A 14,197-nucleotide genomic window follows, 5' to 3' on the forward strand; every position below is an offset into this window, starting at 1 on the left:
GAGCTTCGTGATCGACGACACCTCCGTCCAGACCGGCTGAACCGGGGCCGGCCCCTCCTGAGGGGACGGTGAACCAGGACAGGTGAGGGGCCCGGCGGCTACGGCTGCCGGGCCCTTGCCGTACGCCCCGCTCCGGTGATGCGGAAACGTATCTTCCCGAGGTCTTGACGGTGTCTCCCGGCGACCCTAGGTTCGGCGCTGCAAGTTTCCGGCAAGTTACAGAAACTTCCTGCAGGCTCACCTCCGGCTGCCCCACCTCAGCCACCCCCAGGAGACGACGTGGTCACCACCCCCACCCGCCGGCCCGCCCGTGCGGCCGGCGCGCTCGCCGCCTCGGCAGCGCTCGCACTCTCGCTCGCCACCACCCTCGGCGCCCCCGCCGCCCAGGCCTCCCCGCCCGCGAACAACGGCAAGGACGTCACCGCCACCCTCTTCGAGTGGCGCTTCGACTCCGTCGCCCAGGCCTGCACCTCCACCCTCGGCCCGAAGGGCTACGGCTTCGTCGAGGTCTCGCCGCCGCAGGAGCACATCCAGGGCCCGCAGTGGTGGACCTCCTACCAGCCGGTCAGCTACAAGATCGCCGGACGGCTCGGCGACCGCACGTCCTTCAAGAACATGGTCGACACCTGCCACGCGGCCGGGGTCAAGGTGATCGCCGACGCCGTGGTCAACCACATGTCCGCCGGCTCCGGCACCGGCACCGGCGGCACCGCGTACAGCAAGTACAACTACCCCGGCACCTACCAGGACCAGGACTTCCACTCCTGCCGCCAGGCGATCTCCAACTACCAGGACCGCTCCAACGTCCAGAACTGCGAGCTGGTCGACCTCGCGGACCTGGACACCGGCAGCTCCTACGTCCAGACCACCATCGCGCACTACCTGGACGACCTCGGCTCGCTCGGCGTGGACGGCTACCGGATCGACGCCGCCAAGCACATCGCCGCCACCGACCTCGCCTCGATCAAGGCCAAGACCGCCAACCCGAACGCCTACTGGGCGCAGGAGTTCATCTACGGCGCCGGCGAGCCGATCCAGCCCACCGAGTACACCGGCACCGGCGACGTCGACGAGTTCCGGGTCGGCACCGACCTCAAGCGGATGTTCACCAGCGACAAGCTCGCCAACCTCAACGGCTGGGGCGCCTCCTGGGGCTACCTGCCCGGCAACCAGGCCCGCAGCTTCCTCGACAACTGGGACACCGAGCGCAACGGCTCCACCCTCAACTACACCTACGGCAACACCTACACGCTGGCCAACGTCTTCCTGCTGGCCTCGACGTACGGCTCGCCCAACATCTACTCCGGCTACGCCTTCACCAACAAGGACGACGGCCCGCCCAACGGCGGCACCGTCAACGCCTGCTACCAGGACGGCTGGAACTGCACCCACGCCTGGCGGCAGGTCGCCAACATGGTCGGCTTCCGCAACGCCGTCGCCGGCACCGGCGTGACCAACTGGTGGTCCAACGGCAACAACGCGATCGCCTTCGGCCGCGGGAACAAGGGCTACGTCGCGATCAACCACGAGAGCGGCGCCATCACCCAGACCTTCCAGACCGGCCTGCCGGCCGGCACCTACTGCGACGTCCAGCACGGCGACCCGCAGCCGGGCGGCGGCTGCACCGGCCCGACCTACCAGGTGAACGCGGGCGGGCAGTTCACCGCGACGGTCGGCGCGGGCGACGCCGTCGCGCTGTACGTCCAGAGCGGGGCCGTGTCCGCCTCCGGCGCCTCGTTCAACGTCAACGCGACCACCGTGCCCGGCCAGAACATCTACGTCGTCGGCGACGTCGCCGCCCTCGGCGGCTGGGACCCGGCCAAGGCGCTGCCGCTCTCCTCGGCCGGCTACCCGGTCTGGTCGCTCTCGCTCTCGCTGCCGGCCGGCACCTCCTTCCAGTACAAGTACCTCCGCAAGGACGCGAGCGGCGCGGTGACCTGGGAGTCCGGCGCCAACCGGACGGCGACGGCGCCCTCCGGCGGGGTCGTCACGCTGAACGACACCTGGCGTCCGTAGTCCTCCGCACCACTCCGGGAACCCCGTCAGCCCGACCTGGCGGGGTTCCCTCGTGTGGGTGACCGCGCGCCCCGGAAACCCCAGCGGGCGCAGGGTCGCCGGCACCATCGCGGGATGAGAGCCACCCCCCTCGTCCTGGACCTCGAACTGTGCGGCGGCCGCTGGGACGGCCACCGCAAGCGCGTCAACGCCGACGCCCCGCCGCCCGCCCTGCGGATGGTGCTCCGCGCCGAACTGCCGGCCGCCGAGACCGGCGAGTACTGGCCGACCACCAGCGTCTACCGGCTGCACGACGACGGCGAGGTGCTGCGCTACCGGCACTCGCACGACGAGTGAGCGGCGTCCCGCGGGCCGCGCGCTCCGGTCCGCGGCACCGGCGGGACGACGGTCAGCCGCGCCCGATGTACGGCATGGCCGTCGCCATCACGGTGGCGAACTGCACGTTGGCCTCCAGCGGCAGGGCGGCCATGTGCCGGACGGTGCGCGCGACGTCGGCCACGTCCATGGTCGGCTCGGGCGCGATCCGGCCGTCCGCCTGCCGGACGCCCGCGCCCATCGCCGCCGTCATGTCCGTCGCCGCGTTGCCGATGTCGATCTGTCCGCAGGCGATCCGGTACGGGCGGCCGTCCAACGACAGCGACTTGGTCAGACCGGTGACGGCGTGCTTGGTGGCGGTGTAGGCGATCGAGTGCGGGCGCGGGACGTGCGCCGAGATCGAGCCGTTGTTGACGATCCGGCCGCCCTGCGGGTCCTGGGCCTTCATCTGCCGGAACGCGGCCCGCGCGCAGAGGAAGGCGCCGGTGAGGTTGAGGTCGACCACCGCCCGCCAGGCCTCGACCTCCAGCTCCTCCACCAAGACGGCCGGGCCGAAGCTGCCGGCGTTGTTGAACAACAGGTCCACCCGGCCGTGGCGTTCGGCGGTCGCGGCGAACAGCGCGTCGACGGCGGCCGGGTCGGTGACGTCCGTCGGCAGCACGTCCGCCGGGGCCCCGCAGAGCCGGGCGGTCTCGTGCAGCGGTTCGGCCCGGCGGCCGGCCAGCACGGGCAGCCAGCCGGCCGCGGCCAGCTCGACGGCGACGGCCCGGCCGACGCCGCTCCCGGCTCCGGTGACGACGGCGATCTGCGGGGGCATTGGCACTCTCCTCGGTGGCGGTTCCCGGTCGGTCCCGGGAGAGATCGTCGCGGATCCGCGGGCCGCCGTCACTGGTCGGAACGACCGAATCCGCCGGCCGTCCGGGATCGCGGCACGGACCCCCGCCGACCGGCCCCCGCCGACCGGAGGGAGTGGTGAAGGGTTTTACCTGATCGCGAACAAACATTGGATTTCCGGTGGCCACCGCGCAACCGGGCCGTCCCGGCCCACGTCATAAGATCGCAGGAAGGCACGCCCCTGCGAAGGACGGCGCGCCACTACTCCGGGGGCCGTACCAGCGCCGTGCCCCCGGCCTGTCCGGCCCCACCGGGGGGCCGCCGCCCGGTCAGACGGACCGGGCGCGACATCGGTCGGAGAGTCCTCACCGTGCTTAGGCAGTCGTCCCGTTCCCGTGCCGTCCTGTCCGGCGCCGCCGTGCTCGCCCTGGCCGCCGCGCTCGCGGCCTGCGGGAGTTCCGGCGGTGGCAAGGGGGACAGCGCCAAGGCGGACGCCCCGGCCGCGACCGGCAGCGCCGCGGGCACCCCGGCCGGCGGCGGCACGGGTGCCCCGGGCTCCGCGGCACCCTCCGTCGGCGTGGGCAAGGTGCTGATGCCCACCGGTCCGAACGCCAACCTCGCCAAGGCCCGGGACACGGCCGCCGGACCGATCTTCGTGACCACCGTGACCGGCGCGAAGTCCGGTGTCTCCGGCAAGGTCTGGGTCTGGCTGCCGCCCGAGTACAACGACCCCAAGTACGCCAAGACCGGCTTCCCGGTGCTCACCCTCTTCGCCGGCGGCCAGAGCAACGGCTACAACACCTGGACCGACAACCAGCTGCCGATCCAGGAGGCGAACGAGCAACTGGTCAAGGAGGGCAAGTCCCACCCGTTCATCATGATCATGCCGGTGCAGAACTTCAACGGCGACGAGAAGAACGCGCTGGACTGCTCCGACATCCCGGGCCAGCCCAAGATGGGCACCTGGATGGCCGAGGACATCCCGGACTTCGTCCGCGCCAACTTCCGCACCGTCCAGGGCCGTGACGGCTGGGGCGTGATGGGCGCCTCGACCGGCGGCTTCTGCAGCGCCAAGCTCGCACTGCAGCACCCCGAGGTCTACAAGGCCGCGGTGCCGATCGACGGCTACTTCATCCCGGACTCGGGGCTGTGGAAGGGACACGACGCCGAGCGCGCCGCCAACAACCCGGACCTGCTGGTCGCCGAGGGCAAGGCCGACGTGAAGATGCTGGTCACCGCGGGCGGCGCCAACCCGTACGAGACCAAGGTGGTCAAGAACTGGGTGGCCAAGGCCGTCCCGCCGGTGACCATCGAGTACTACGAGCAGCCCGGCGGCAAGCACCTGACCGCGGACTTCAAGAAGATGATCCCGGACACCCTGCAGTGGCTCACCAAGCACCTGGCGGGGCCGGCCGCCAACTGAGCCGGTCCCGGCTGGCGGGCCGGGCCGCGCTGCTCCGCCCCGTGTCGTTCCGTGCCGTGCCGCGCTGTTCCAGCTTCTCCGGCTGTGCCCGGGGCTGTGCCCGAAGCCGTTCCGGGTCGTTCCCGGCGGCCGGGGGCCGGCCCCGGAGGGCCCGAGCGACCGCGCGCACGCCTGTGACCTGCACGTCAATCGGACATTGATTCACTTCTGATCGACTTCGAGCACCTTGGCTGGGCGGTCCTCCACCGGCCGCCACCGCCGCCGTGCCCCAAGCCGTGAAGAGAGTGCCATGCCCATCCACCTGCTGCCCCAGCCCGCCCCCGCCGTGCCCGCACAGGGGCACTCCGGAGCCGACACCCGGGGCGCGGACGCGTACGGCCGGGCCGCTGACGACGACCCGGCCACCATGCGGTTCGCCGGACTGCGGCTGGTGCACGCCGCGCTGCGCCGGGACCTCGCCCGGCTGCCCAACGCGCTGCGGCTGCTCCAGCCCGGCGAGGACCACAAGGGCGAGGCGCTGGTGCGGCACTGGAACTTCATGACCGCGATGCTCACCTGCCACCACGAGCAGCAGGACACCCGGATCTGGCCGATCGTGCGCCGCTTCGCCCCCGAGCTGCGGCTGCTCCTCAACTGGCTGGAGGCCGACCACCACAACCTCGACCACTCGTTCACCAGGGTCACCACGCTGGTCCGGATCGCCAGCCGGGACACCGGCAGCGCCTGGCCGGTCGCGTACGCGATGGAGGACCTGGCAGCCCGGCTGGAGACCCATCTGCGGATCGAGGAGCGGCAGTTGCTGCCCCGGATGGACCGGGTGGTCGCCGAGGGCTCCCGGCTCGGCGGCCTGGGCGAACTGCTGGACCTGCTGCGCGCGGCGGACGGCCCGGGCGCGGCGGACGCGCTGGCCTGGCTGCTGGACGGCGTGCCGGCGGCCGCCGTCGAACGGCTGCTGGCCGAGTGCGACGACGACACGGCCCGCAACTGGCCGCACTGGCAGGCGACGTACCAGCGCTGCACCGCGCCGCTGTGGGGGCCGGAAGAGGGCCGGGACGGCGGTGCGGGCGAGGGCCCCGGCGGCGACCTGGGGACCATCGCCGACTGAGCGGCGGGGTTTTCGCGGGCCGGCGATCTACGCGCGTGGCAGCATCGCTCATGGCCACAGCTGACCGCACGTCAGACGACCCTCGACCGGCAACTCCCGGCGCCCTGCCGGGAATGCGGCCCGTCGCGTTTTGCCGGTGCGTACCCCGCCACGACACAGCGGGAGCCCGCGAACCCTCGGTGCTATCGTCCGCCGGTGACCTCCCTGCTGCAACCCCCGCTGATCACCCGGCTCCTGGCCTCCGACCGCATCCTGATCGCCGGCGCGGGCGGCGGGTTCGACGTGTACGCCGGGCTGCCGCTGGCCCTAGCCCTGCGGGCCGCGGACAAGGAGGTGCACCTGGCCAACCTCTCCTTCAGCGACCTCTACGGCCTTCCACAAGAGGTCTGGACGGAGCCCGACCTGGCCATGATCGGGCCCGACACCCCTGCCCCCGGGGGCTACTTCCCGGAGCGTACCCTGGCCCGCTGGCTGAACCGGCACGGGATGCCCGACACCGTGTGGGCCTTCCCGAAGGTGGGCGTCCAGCCGCTGCGCGAGGCCTACCGCGCGCTCGTCGGCCGACTGGGCGTCGACGCCGTCCTGCTGGTGGACGGCGGCACCGACATCCTGATGCGCGGCGACGAGGCCGGACTCGGCACCCCCGAGGAGGACATGGCCAGCCTCGCCGCGGTGGCCGGCCTCACCGAGGTGCCCGAACGGCTGGTCGCCTGCCTGGGCTTCGGCATCGACGCCTACCACGGCGTCAACCACACCCTGGTCCTGGAGAACCTCGCCGCGCTGGACCGGGCCGGCGGCTACCTCGGGGCCTTCTCCATCCCGCGCGACAGCCGGGAGGCGGTGCTCTACCTGGACGCCGTCGAGCACGCCAGGGCCGCCTTCCCCGAACACCCCAGCATCGTCAACGGCTCGGTGGCGGCGGCACTGCGCGGCGAGTTCGGCAACGTCCGGTTCACCGAGCGGACCAACGGCAGCGACCTGTTCGTCAATCCGCTGATGGCGGTGTACTTCGGCGTCACGGTCGAGGCGCTGGCCGCCGAGAACCGCTACCTGGACCGGCTGGAGCACACCGTGCTGATCCGCCAGATCGCCACCGCCATCGCGCGGTTCCAGGACGAGCTGCCCCGGCAGCGGCCGCCCCGCCAGTTCCCGCACTGACCGGGCGGGTTGGGCTGACCGGGCCGGGGGGACCGGCCGCTCGGGTCGGGCTGGTCGGGCTGGTCGGGCTGGTCGGGCTGGTCGGGCTGGCCGGGCTGGTTGGGCCGGCCGGGCCGGTGGGACTGGCCGCTCGGGTCGGTGCCGGGGTGAGCCTCAGGAAGTGGCGAGCCGGAACTCCAGGTCGCCGAACCGGACCTGGTCGCCCGGCCGGACCAGGACCCCGCCCGCGATCCGGCGCCCGTTGACGTGCGTGCCGTTGGTCGAGCCGAGGTCGTACAGCACCCAGCCGCCGCCCTCGTGCCGCAGTTCGGCGTGGTGCCGGGAGACCGAGGCGTGGTGCAGCCGCAGCCCCGAGCCGGGGAGCCGACCGATGGTCAGCATCACGGCCCCGGCCTGCGGCAGGCTCAGCCCGGGCAGCCGCTCGGCGCGCCAGGCCCGGTTCAGCCGGTCGCCGAAGCCGGAGATCCGGCCGACCGTGCGCAGCACGAAGCGCTCGACCGGGCCGCCGGTCGGCAGCCCGGCCACCGCCGCGTCCAACTCGTCGCGGCTGGTGGCCTGCAGGACGATGTCCATCCGGCCGAGGAAGGTCTCGTGCGAGAGCCGCCCGCTGCCCGCGCCGTCCTTCAACACCCCGAGCGCCTGGTCCCGTTCGGCGTCGGAGGGCCGGACCCGGCCGGTGGGGAGCTCAGGAGGCGTCATGGCCAGATTGTCGGCTCGACCGGCTCGGGCTGTCCAGATCACGCCGTGCGCGGGCGCATGGTTCGTACGTCACGGCAGTCCAGACGCCCCGTCCGGGCCCGCGGTTCCGCCCGGCCGAGGGGCGGTTCCGCCGGTTTCCCGGGGCCGTCCCCGCCGACTGTTCCCGCAGGTCGTCGGGGTGTCAGGCCTTGCGGGCGGCGGCCAGGATCTTCTCCATGGTGTGCCAGAACCGGGAGGTGGCCGACCCCTGGTAGGCCTTGCCGAACATGTCCTTCGTGACCCACTTGCCGTTCTGGAGGTGGACCACGACGTACGCGGCGCCCGGGTCGGCGCCGACCACCTCGACGTCGCCCTTCGGCGAGCGTCGCGGGAGGGGGAAGCCGGCCGGCAGCGGCTCGGAGAGGAGGGCGACGACCAGCCGGACGTCCGGCGTCACCTCGACGCCCCGGAACGGTTCGGCGGCGAGCATGGCCGCCACCTCGTCCACCGTCCGCAGCATCACCGGCACCGGGTAGCCGAGCGCCTGCTCCAGGTGCTCCTCGATCCGGCGGGTCAGCGCGGCGCGGGCGGGCCCGGCGGTGGGCGCTGCGGCGGGCCCGGCGGCTGGCTCGTCGGTGGGCTCGTCGGTGGTGAAGAAGACGTTGCCGCTCTGGATGTAGGAGCGGACGTTCGCCAGCCCCAGCTCGGCGAAGAGCGCCCGCAGCCGCTCCATCCTCACAGTGCGGCCGCCGACGTTGATCGCCCGCAGGAACGCGATGTAAGTGGTCGTGGTGGTCACCCCGCCAGTGTGGCACCGCCGTACGACGGCGACCGGCCGTCCGGCGCCCCCGAAGGCCGTTCGCGCACGGCGGTTGTCGGTACCGGGTGCCAGACTTGCGCCATGGCCACCTGGCAGGATTTCGAAGAGCAGGCCCCCGATCTGGCGCCCCTGGTACGGGCCCGGTTCGAGGCGGCCAAGCACCATGTCCTGGCGACGCTGCGCAAGGACGGTTCGCCGCGCGTGAGCGGGACGGAGGTCAACTTCGTCGGCGCCGACCTGTGGCTCGGGTCGATGTACGGCGCGGTCAAGGCGCGCGACCTCCGGCGCGACGCCCGCTTCGCCCTGCACGCGCACCCGGGGGACGAGACCATGGCCGGCGGGGACTCCAAGGTCGCCGGCCGCGCGGTCGAGGTCACCGACGAGACCGAACTCGCCGCGTTCGCCGCCGATCTGCCCGAGCCGCCGCCCACCCCGTTCCACGCCTTCCGGCTGGAGCTCGACCAGGTCGTGCACACCACGGTGGAGGGCGACCACCTGCTGGTCCACAACTGGCACCCGGGCCGGCCGGTGGAGCGGATCCAGCTCCACTGACCGGCCGGCTCCGAGGGCCCGACGACGGATGTGCCCACGGCGGAAGGCCCTGCGGCCGGGGTCCGGGGCCCGGGTGCTACGGCAGAACGGACCTGAGGGCCTCGGGCGTGCGGGCCACGACGGCGTGGCCGTCGTCCGCGGTGATGATCGGGCGCTGGATCAGGATGGGATGCTCGACCATCGCCGCGATCCAGCGGGCCCGCTCGCCCGCCTCCCGGGGCCAGTCCTTCATCTCCAGGTCCTTCGCGGCCTGCTCGTCGGTGCGGGTGATGTCCCAGGGTTCCAGGCCGAGGCGCTCCAGCACCTGCTCCAGCTCGGCCGCGGTCGGCGGTTCGTCCAGGTAGCGCCGCACGGTGTACTCGACCCCGGCGTCGTCCAGCTCGCCGAGGGCCGTCCGGCACTTGCTGCAGCGCGGGTTGATCCAGATCTCCATGCCGGCCAGCCTATCGAGCGGCTCCCGGCTGTCTCGGGAACCCGGCCCCGGGAGCCGCTCCTTCGGTCCCGCGCCGTGGCGACCGTGCGTTCGGTTCTGCGCCTTCGGTCTCGCGCCTTCGGTCCTGCGCCGCAGGGACCGCGCCTTCGGACCCGTCCCTTCGGACCCGTCCGCGGACGGGAACTCCGGTGTGCCCCCGGCGGTTCACGGACGGGGAAGCGCGAGCGAGCGCGGGAGTGCGATCCGTGGTCTCGGAGGGGAGAACCGCATGGACGGCGCGGAGATCATCGAGCGGCTGATGACCACTGAGGTCAGGGCCGATCCGTACCCGCTCTACGCGAAGGCGCTGGAGCTGGGCCCGGTGGTCCCGGCCGGGGACGGGATGTTCGTGGTGAGCGGCTACGCGGCGGTGAACAGGGTGCTGCGGACGCCCGCCTTCGGCGTCGCGACCGCCGACATGATGGCGGGCTTGGAGCCGGCCTACCTCGCGCACTCCTCGATGGCGCTCTTCGGCCGGTCGATCCTCCAGCGCAACGCCCCCGACCAGCCCCGGGTGCGCTCGCTGATCGCCTCGGTGTTCACCCCGCGCCGGGTCGCCGCGCTACGCCCGGCCGTGGAGAAGGCGGTGGCCGCCCTGCTGGACGGGATGGCCGGGCAGGGCGCGGACGGTTCACCGGTGGACTTCATGGACGCCTTCGCCTTCCGCCTCCCGGTCGGGGTGATCTGCGAGCTGCTGGGCGTGCCCGAGCAGGACCGCTACCGCTTCCGGGGCCTCGCCTCCGACCTGACCGTCGTCCTGGAGATCAGCGCGGACCCCGGCGAACTGACCGAGGCCGACCGGGCCGCGGACGAGCTGTGCCGCTACTTCACCGAGCTGGCCGCCGAGCGGCTGGCCCGCCCGCAGGACGACCTGGTCAGCGATCTGGCCCGGATCGCCGCCGAGGACGGCGGTCGGCTCTCCGCCGAGGAACTGCTGGCCAACCTGGTGCTGCTGCTGGTGGCCGGCTTCGAGACGACCACCAACCTGCTCGGCAACGGCCTCGCCCTGCTGTTCCGCCACCCCGAGGCGGCCGCGGGGCTGCGCAGCGGCGCGGTCACCCCGGCCGGGTTCACGGACGAGGTGCTGCGCTTCGACTCCCCGGTGCAGGCCACCGGCCGGGTCGCGCTGGAGGACGGCCTGGAGATCGACGGGCTGCCCGTCCCGGCCGGCAGCGGGGTGACCCTGCTGATCGGCGCGGCGAACCACGACCCGGCCCGGTACGAGCGGCCCGGGGTGTTCGACCCGACCCGCACGGACAGCCAGCCGCTCAGCTTCGGCGGCGGTCCGCACTTCTGCCTGGGTTCCCAGCTGGCGCGGCTGGAGGCCGAGGTCGCGGTACCGGCCCTGCTGGACCGCTTCCCCCGCCTCGCCCCCGGCGGCGTCCCCACCCGGCGGGACCGCCTGATCCTGCGCGGCTTCGAGACGCTGCCGGTGACGGTGCGCTGAGCCGGCCGTCCGCCGTACGGCTCGGTGGCCGCTCGGTGGCCGTCCGTGCGGTGGCGGTCCTCCAGCCCTGTCCGGTGGCCGTCCGTCCGGTGGCTGTCCGTCCGGTGGCGGTCTGTCCGCCGGTGGCCGTCCGGCGCCGGCCGGTTTCGGGAGGACGGGACGTTCGGCCGTTCGTCGTTGGGCCGTTCGTGGGAGAGCATGGAGGGACGAAACCGACCATTTCGGACCGATCGCCCGGAGTGGCCGCCAGGCAGGAGGTCCCGCCGTGCCCACAGCGCCCCGCCCGCCGCGCCCGGCCGCGCTGGAGCCCCGGGTGCCTCGCTGGGTCCCGTGGCTCCCGGTGGTCCTGCTGCTCCTGGACCTGACGGCCGAGGCCGTCGTCCCGGACGCCGTCGCCGCCGGCTTCCTGCTGACCGCACTGCCCGTGGTGGCCGCGTTCAGCTACGGCCCGGTGCTGACCGCCACCGCCACGGGCGGCTCCCTCGCACTCCAACTCGTCCTGGCCCTGCGCGCGGGCCACATCAACGAGCAGCACCACGTCTGGGTCTACATCGCCACCCTGCTCTCCGGCGTGATGGGCACCGCCCTGTCCTGGCAGCGCACCCGGCAGAACCGCAACCTGCTGCAGGCCCGTACGGTCGCCGAGACCCTGCAGCGCACCGTGCTCCGGCCGGTGCCCGAGCGGGCCGGGGGACTGCGGGTGGCCGGCCTCTACCGCTCGGCGCAGGCCGAGGTGCTGGTCGGCGGCGACCTGTACGAGGTGTGCGACACCCGTTTCGGCGTACGGCTGCTGCTCGGGGACGTCCGCGGCAAGGGGCTCGGCGCGATCCGCACGGTCGCCGACGTCCTCGGCGCCTTCCGGGCGGCCGCGCACGACACCCCGGGGCTGGTCGACCTCGCCGACCAGCTGGACCGCGCGGTGCTGCGCGACGCCGCCGACCGCGGCGACGACGAACTGTTCGCCACCGCCGTCCTGCTGCAGTACCGGCCCGGCTCGGACTGCGTGGAGATCGTCAACCGCGGCCACACCACCCCACTGCTGCTGTCCGACACCGGGATCTCACCGGTGGCCTGCGGCGACGAGCTGCCGCTGGGCCTCGGCCACCTCGGGCCCGCCGAGGAACGCGGCAAACCGACCGCCGTCGCCCTTCCCCCCGGCCACACCGTGCTGCTCTACACCGACGGCGTCAGCGAAGCCCGCGACGCGGCCGGCGCCTTCTATCCCCTGGCCCCGCGCCTCGCCGCTCTCGGCACCACCGAGCCCGAGCGCCTGGTCTCCTTCCTGGCCCAGGACGTCCGCCGCTACGCCGGACTGCTCGCCGACGACCTCGCCGTCCTCGCCCTCACGCCGGACGCGCCGGACGCCCCGGACGCGCCGGATACGCGGGGGCGGTAGCGGCCGGGCCGTCACGCTCGCCTGACCGTGTGTGCGCTATCTTCTGCCGTGAGCATTTTCCCCCGGCAACGATCAGGTTCCTCGGGCCTCCGCAAGGCCGGTAACACCGGCCGTCTCGCCGCCCTGGACGGCCTTCGCATCCTGGCTGCGCTGATGGTGGTCTTCCACCACTACGTCGGATACGGCGGCGGCAGCAAGCCCGAGGACAGCGCCTGGGGCAGGCCGGTCCAGGACGTTTTCCACCGGGCTTCCTGGCTCGGGGCCTACCTGTGGACCGGTATCTGCCTGTTCTTCGTGATCAGCGGGTTCGTGATCTGCATGAGCAGTTGGGGCCGCCCGGTGGGCGACTTCGTCCGCTCCCGCGTCATCCGGCTCTATCCGGCGTACTGGTTCGCCGTCCTGGCCTGCAGCGCGGTCGTGACGGTCTGGCCGCTCGTGCGCCACACGCTCCCCGCGGAGCAGGTCCTCGCCAACCTCACGATGTTCCACGAGGGGCTGGGCATCAAGGACGTCGATGCCGTCTACTGGACGCTCTGGGTCGAGCTGCGCTTCTACCTGCTCTTCGCGATCGTGGTGTGGCAGGGCGTGACCTACCGGCGGATCGTCGCCTTCTGCTCGATCTGGACGGTGGCGGGGCTGGTCTCGGCGAGCACCAAGTGGCCGGTGCTGGAGTTCTTCGCGATGTCGGAGGTCTCCTCGTTCTTCATCGCCGGTCTCGCGCTGTACCTGGTCCACCGGTACGGACCGAACCTGATGCTCTTCGGCATCGTCGGGATCAGCTGGATCCTCTCGGTCCTCTACACGATCCAGCACCAGCGCGAGCTCAATCCCTACCTCGACCGCCCCGGGCTGCCGATCTGGCCGGCCGTGCTGCTGACCACCCTCTCCTACCTGGTGATCATCGCGGTGGCGCTGGGCTGGGCCTCCCGGATCCAGTGGCGCTGGCTCACCTTCGCCGGAGCTCTCACCTACCCCCTCTACCTCCTGCACGAGACCATGGGCTGGACGGCCCTGCGCGCCCTCTACGACCGCGGCACCAAGCCCTGGGTCGCGGTGGGCGTCGTCACCGGCGGCATGCTGGTCGCCTCCTGGCTGGTCCACCGGTTCATCGAGAAGCCGCTCACTCCACGCCTCAAGCGGGGCATGACCACGAGCATCGCCCAACTGCGGGCCGCCGAACCGTTGCTGCCGAAGGCCACCCCGCCCCCGGCCCCGGAACCCGCACCGGTGCTGCAGGCCGGGGTTCCCTCCTGGGTCCCGGCGCCGCCCGCGGACGACACCCGCGCACCGCACGAGCCCAGCCCGTTCTGACCCGCTCGCTCCGCCACCCGACAGGGCCCGGCGCCCCACGGCGCCGGGCCCTGTTCCGTCCCTCCGGCGCCTCGCGGACGCCGCCGGGCCCGACGGCTGTGATCAGCGCGGTTCGAGGTTGTGGGTCATGCGTTCGAGGACGCTGACGGCGGTGCGGCACTCCTCGATGGTGATGCCGGTCATGGACAGTTCGCGGAAGGCGCCGATCCGGTCGGTCCACGGTGGCGAGGCGGCGGCGGCCGTCCGTGGTGAGCGCCAGTCGGCCGGGTGCGGGGCGGGTTGCCCAGAGAGGCGTTCGACCACATCACCGCCGACTGGGACGAGCGCGGCCTGGCCCGGGAGGCCAAGGGCTCCTGACTGCGGGCCCCACGGGAAGGAACCCCAGCCGGTGCACGGCTGGGGTTCCTTGGTTCCCTGGTTCCCTGGTCTCTCGGATCCGTGGGTGGCAGTCGGTCGGGTGGGTCAGCGCTGCCGGGCGGGTCAGCGCTGCAGGGTGAGGAGGCCCGGGCGCCAGGGCAGTTGGTCGTAGGGGCCGCTCGCGGTCGGGGACTTGCCCTGGTAGAGGAGCTGGAGGTTGCAGGGGTCGATGGTCATGGTCTGGTCGGGGTTGTTGCGGACGAGGTCGCCGTGGCTGATGTCGTTGGTCCAGGTGGCGCCGCTGTTGGCCTTG

Annotated in this window: 15 protein-coding genes; 9 read left to right on the forward strand and 6 right to left on the reverse strand. The window is 72.9% G+C overall.

Annotated elements, in window-relative coordinates; genetic code table 11:
* Positions 1–279: 279 nt before the first annotated feature.
* Both IF30_RS0138440 and IF30_RS0138445 read left to right on the forward strand, forming a co-directional pair.
* Positions 280–2,016 (forward strand): carbohydrate-binding module family 20 domain-containing protein, encoded by a 1,737-nt coding sequence (locus IF30_RS0138440; protein WP_030247407.1) that lies wholly within the window; start codon positions 280–282, stop codon positions 2,014–2,016.
* Between the two features lie 114 nt (positions 2,017–2,130).
* Entirely contained in the window at positions 2,131–2,352 is a 222-nt protein-coding gene (locus IF30_RS0138445; RefSeq protein ID WP_030247409.1) for a hypothetical protein, read from the forward strand.
* A 52-nt stretch (positions 2,353–2,404) separates the two neighbouring features.
* On the opposite strand, the gene IF30_RS0138450 is transcribed toward IF30_RS0138445, so the two are convergent.
* Positions 2,405–3,148 (reverse strand): SDR family oxidoreductase, encoded by a 744-nt coding sequence (locus IF30_RS0138450; RefSeq protein ID WP_030247411.1) that lies wholly within the window; start codon positions 3,146–3,148, stop codon positions 2,405–2,407.
* 387 nt (positions 3,149–3,535) lie between these two features.
* Here IF30_RS0138450 and IF30_RS0138455 point away from each other — a divergent pair, with 387 nt between their 5' ends.
* The 3 genes from IF30_RS0138455 to IF30_RS0138465 all read left to right on the forward strand — a co-directional run bounded on the left by IF30_RS0138455 (position 3,536) and on the right by IF30_RS0138465 (position 6,851).
* Complete coding sequence (locus IF30_RS0138455; RefSeq protein ID WP_234323001.1) at positions 3,536–4,588, forward strand: alpha/beta hydrolase; 1,053 nt, start codon at positions 3,536–3,538, stop codon at positions 4,586–4,588.
* A gap of 289 nt (positions 4,589–4,877) precedes the next feature.
* Positions 4,878–5,693, forward strand: a complete 816-nt coding sequence (locus IF30_RS0138460; protein WP_030247415.1) for a hemerythrin domain-containing protein — start codon at positions 4,878–4,880, stop codon at positions 5,691–5,693.
* Between the two features lie 195 nt (positions 5,694–5,888).
* Positions 5,889–6,851, forward strand: a complete 963-nt coding sequence (locus IF30_RS0138465) for a DUF1152 domain-containing protein (protein ID WP_030247417.1) — start codon at positions 5,889–5,891, stop codon at positions 6,849–6,851.
* Positions 6,852–7,004: 153 nt separating this feature from the next.
* Here IF30_RS0138465 and IF30_RS0138470 read toward each other — a convergent pair whose 3' ends face one another.
* Both IF30_RS0138470 and IF30_RS0138475 read right to left on the reverse strand, forming a co-directional pair.
* Positions 7,005–7,550: a DUF1707 and FHA domain-containing protein gene (locus IF30_RS0138470; protein ID WP_030247419.1), complete on the reverse strand. Its 546-nt coding sequence runs from the start codon at positions 7,548–7,550 to the stop codon at positions 7,005–7,007.
* Between the two features lie 181 nt (positions 7,551–7,731).
* Positions 7,732–8,328 carry a DUF1697 domain-containing protein gene (locus IF30_RS0138475; RefSeq protein WP_030247421.1) on the reverse strand — a complete coding sequence of 199 codons (597 nt, stop codon included), beginning with the start codon at positions 8,326–8,328 and terminating at the stop codon, positions 7,732–7,734.
* A 102-nt stretch (positions 8,329–8,430) separates the two neighbouring features.
* Here IF30_RS0138475 and IF30_RS0138480 point away from each other — a divergent pair, with 102 nt between their 5' ends.
* Entirely contained in the window at positions 8,431–8,901 is a 471-nt protein-coding gene (locus IF30_RS0138480) for a pyridoxamine 5'-phosphate oxidase family protein (protein WP_030247423.1), read from the forward strand.
* A 76-nt stretch (positions 8,902–8,977) separates the two neighbouring features.
* Here the strand turns inward: IF30_RS0138480 and IF30_RS0138485 are convergent, their stop codons facing one another.
* Positions 8,978–9,334, reverse strand: a complete 357-nt coding sequence (locus IF30_RS0138485) for an arsenate reductase family protein (RefSeq protein WP_030247425.1) — start codon at positions 9,332–9,334, stop codon at positions 8,978–8,980.
* A 268-nt stretch (positions 9,335–9,602) separates the two neighbouring features.
* On the opposite strand from IF30_RS0138485, the gene IF30_RS0138490 reads away from it, so the two are divergent.
* The 3 genes from IF30_RS0138490 (at position 9,603) to IF30_RS0138500 (ending at position 13,527) form a co-directional block, all read left to right on the forward strand.
* Entirely contained in the window at positions 9,603–10,820 is a 1,218-nt protein-coding gene (locus tag IF30_RS0138490; protein WP_037902704.1) for a cytochrome P450, read from the forward strand.
* 265 nt (positions 10,821–11,085) lie between these two features.
* Positions 11,086–12,216: a PP2C family protein-serine/threonine phosphatase gene (locus IF30_RS0138495; protein WP_063752980.1), complete on the forward strand. Its 1,131-nt coding sequence runs from the start codon at positions 11,086–11,088 to the stop codon at positions 12,214–12,216.
* A 48-nt stretch (positions 12,217–12,264) separates the two neighbouring features.
* Entirely contained in the window at positions 12,265–13,527 is a 1,263-nt protein-coding gene (locus IF30_RS0138500) for an acyltransferase family protein (protein ID WP_234323002.1), read from the forward strand.
* 102 nt (positions 13,528–13,629) lie between these two features.
* On the opposite strand, the gene IF30_RS0138505 is transcribed toward IF30_RS0138500, so the two are convergent.
* Complete coding sequence (locus IF30_RS0138505) at positions 13,630–13,830, reverse strand: hypothetical protein (RefSeq protein WP_030247432.1); 201 nt, start codon at positions 13,828–13,830, stop codon at positions 13,630–13,632.
* A gap of 177 nt (positions 13,831–14,007) precedes the next feature.
* Positions 14,008–14,197: non-reducing end alpha-L-arabinofuranosidase family hydrolase (locus IF30_RS0138510; RefSeq protein WP_030247433.1), on the reverse strand; the 190-nt coding region annotated here is incomplete at its 5' end.

The organism is Streptomyces sp. NRRL S-350 (assembly GCF_000719705.1).
In the GTDB taxonomy this organism is placed as follows: Bacteria; Actinomycetota; Actinomycetes; order Streptomycetales; family Streptomycetaceae; genus Kitasatospora.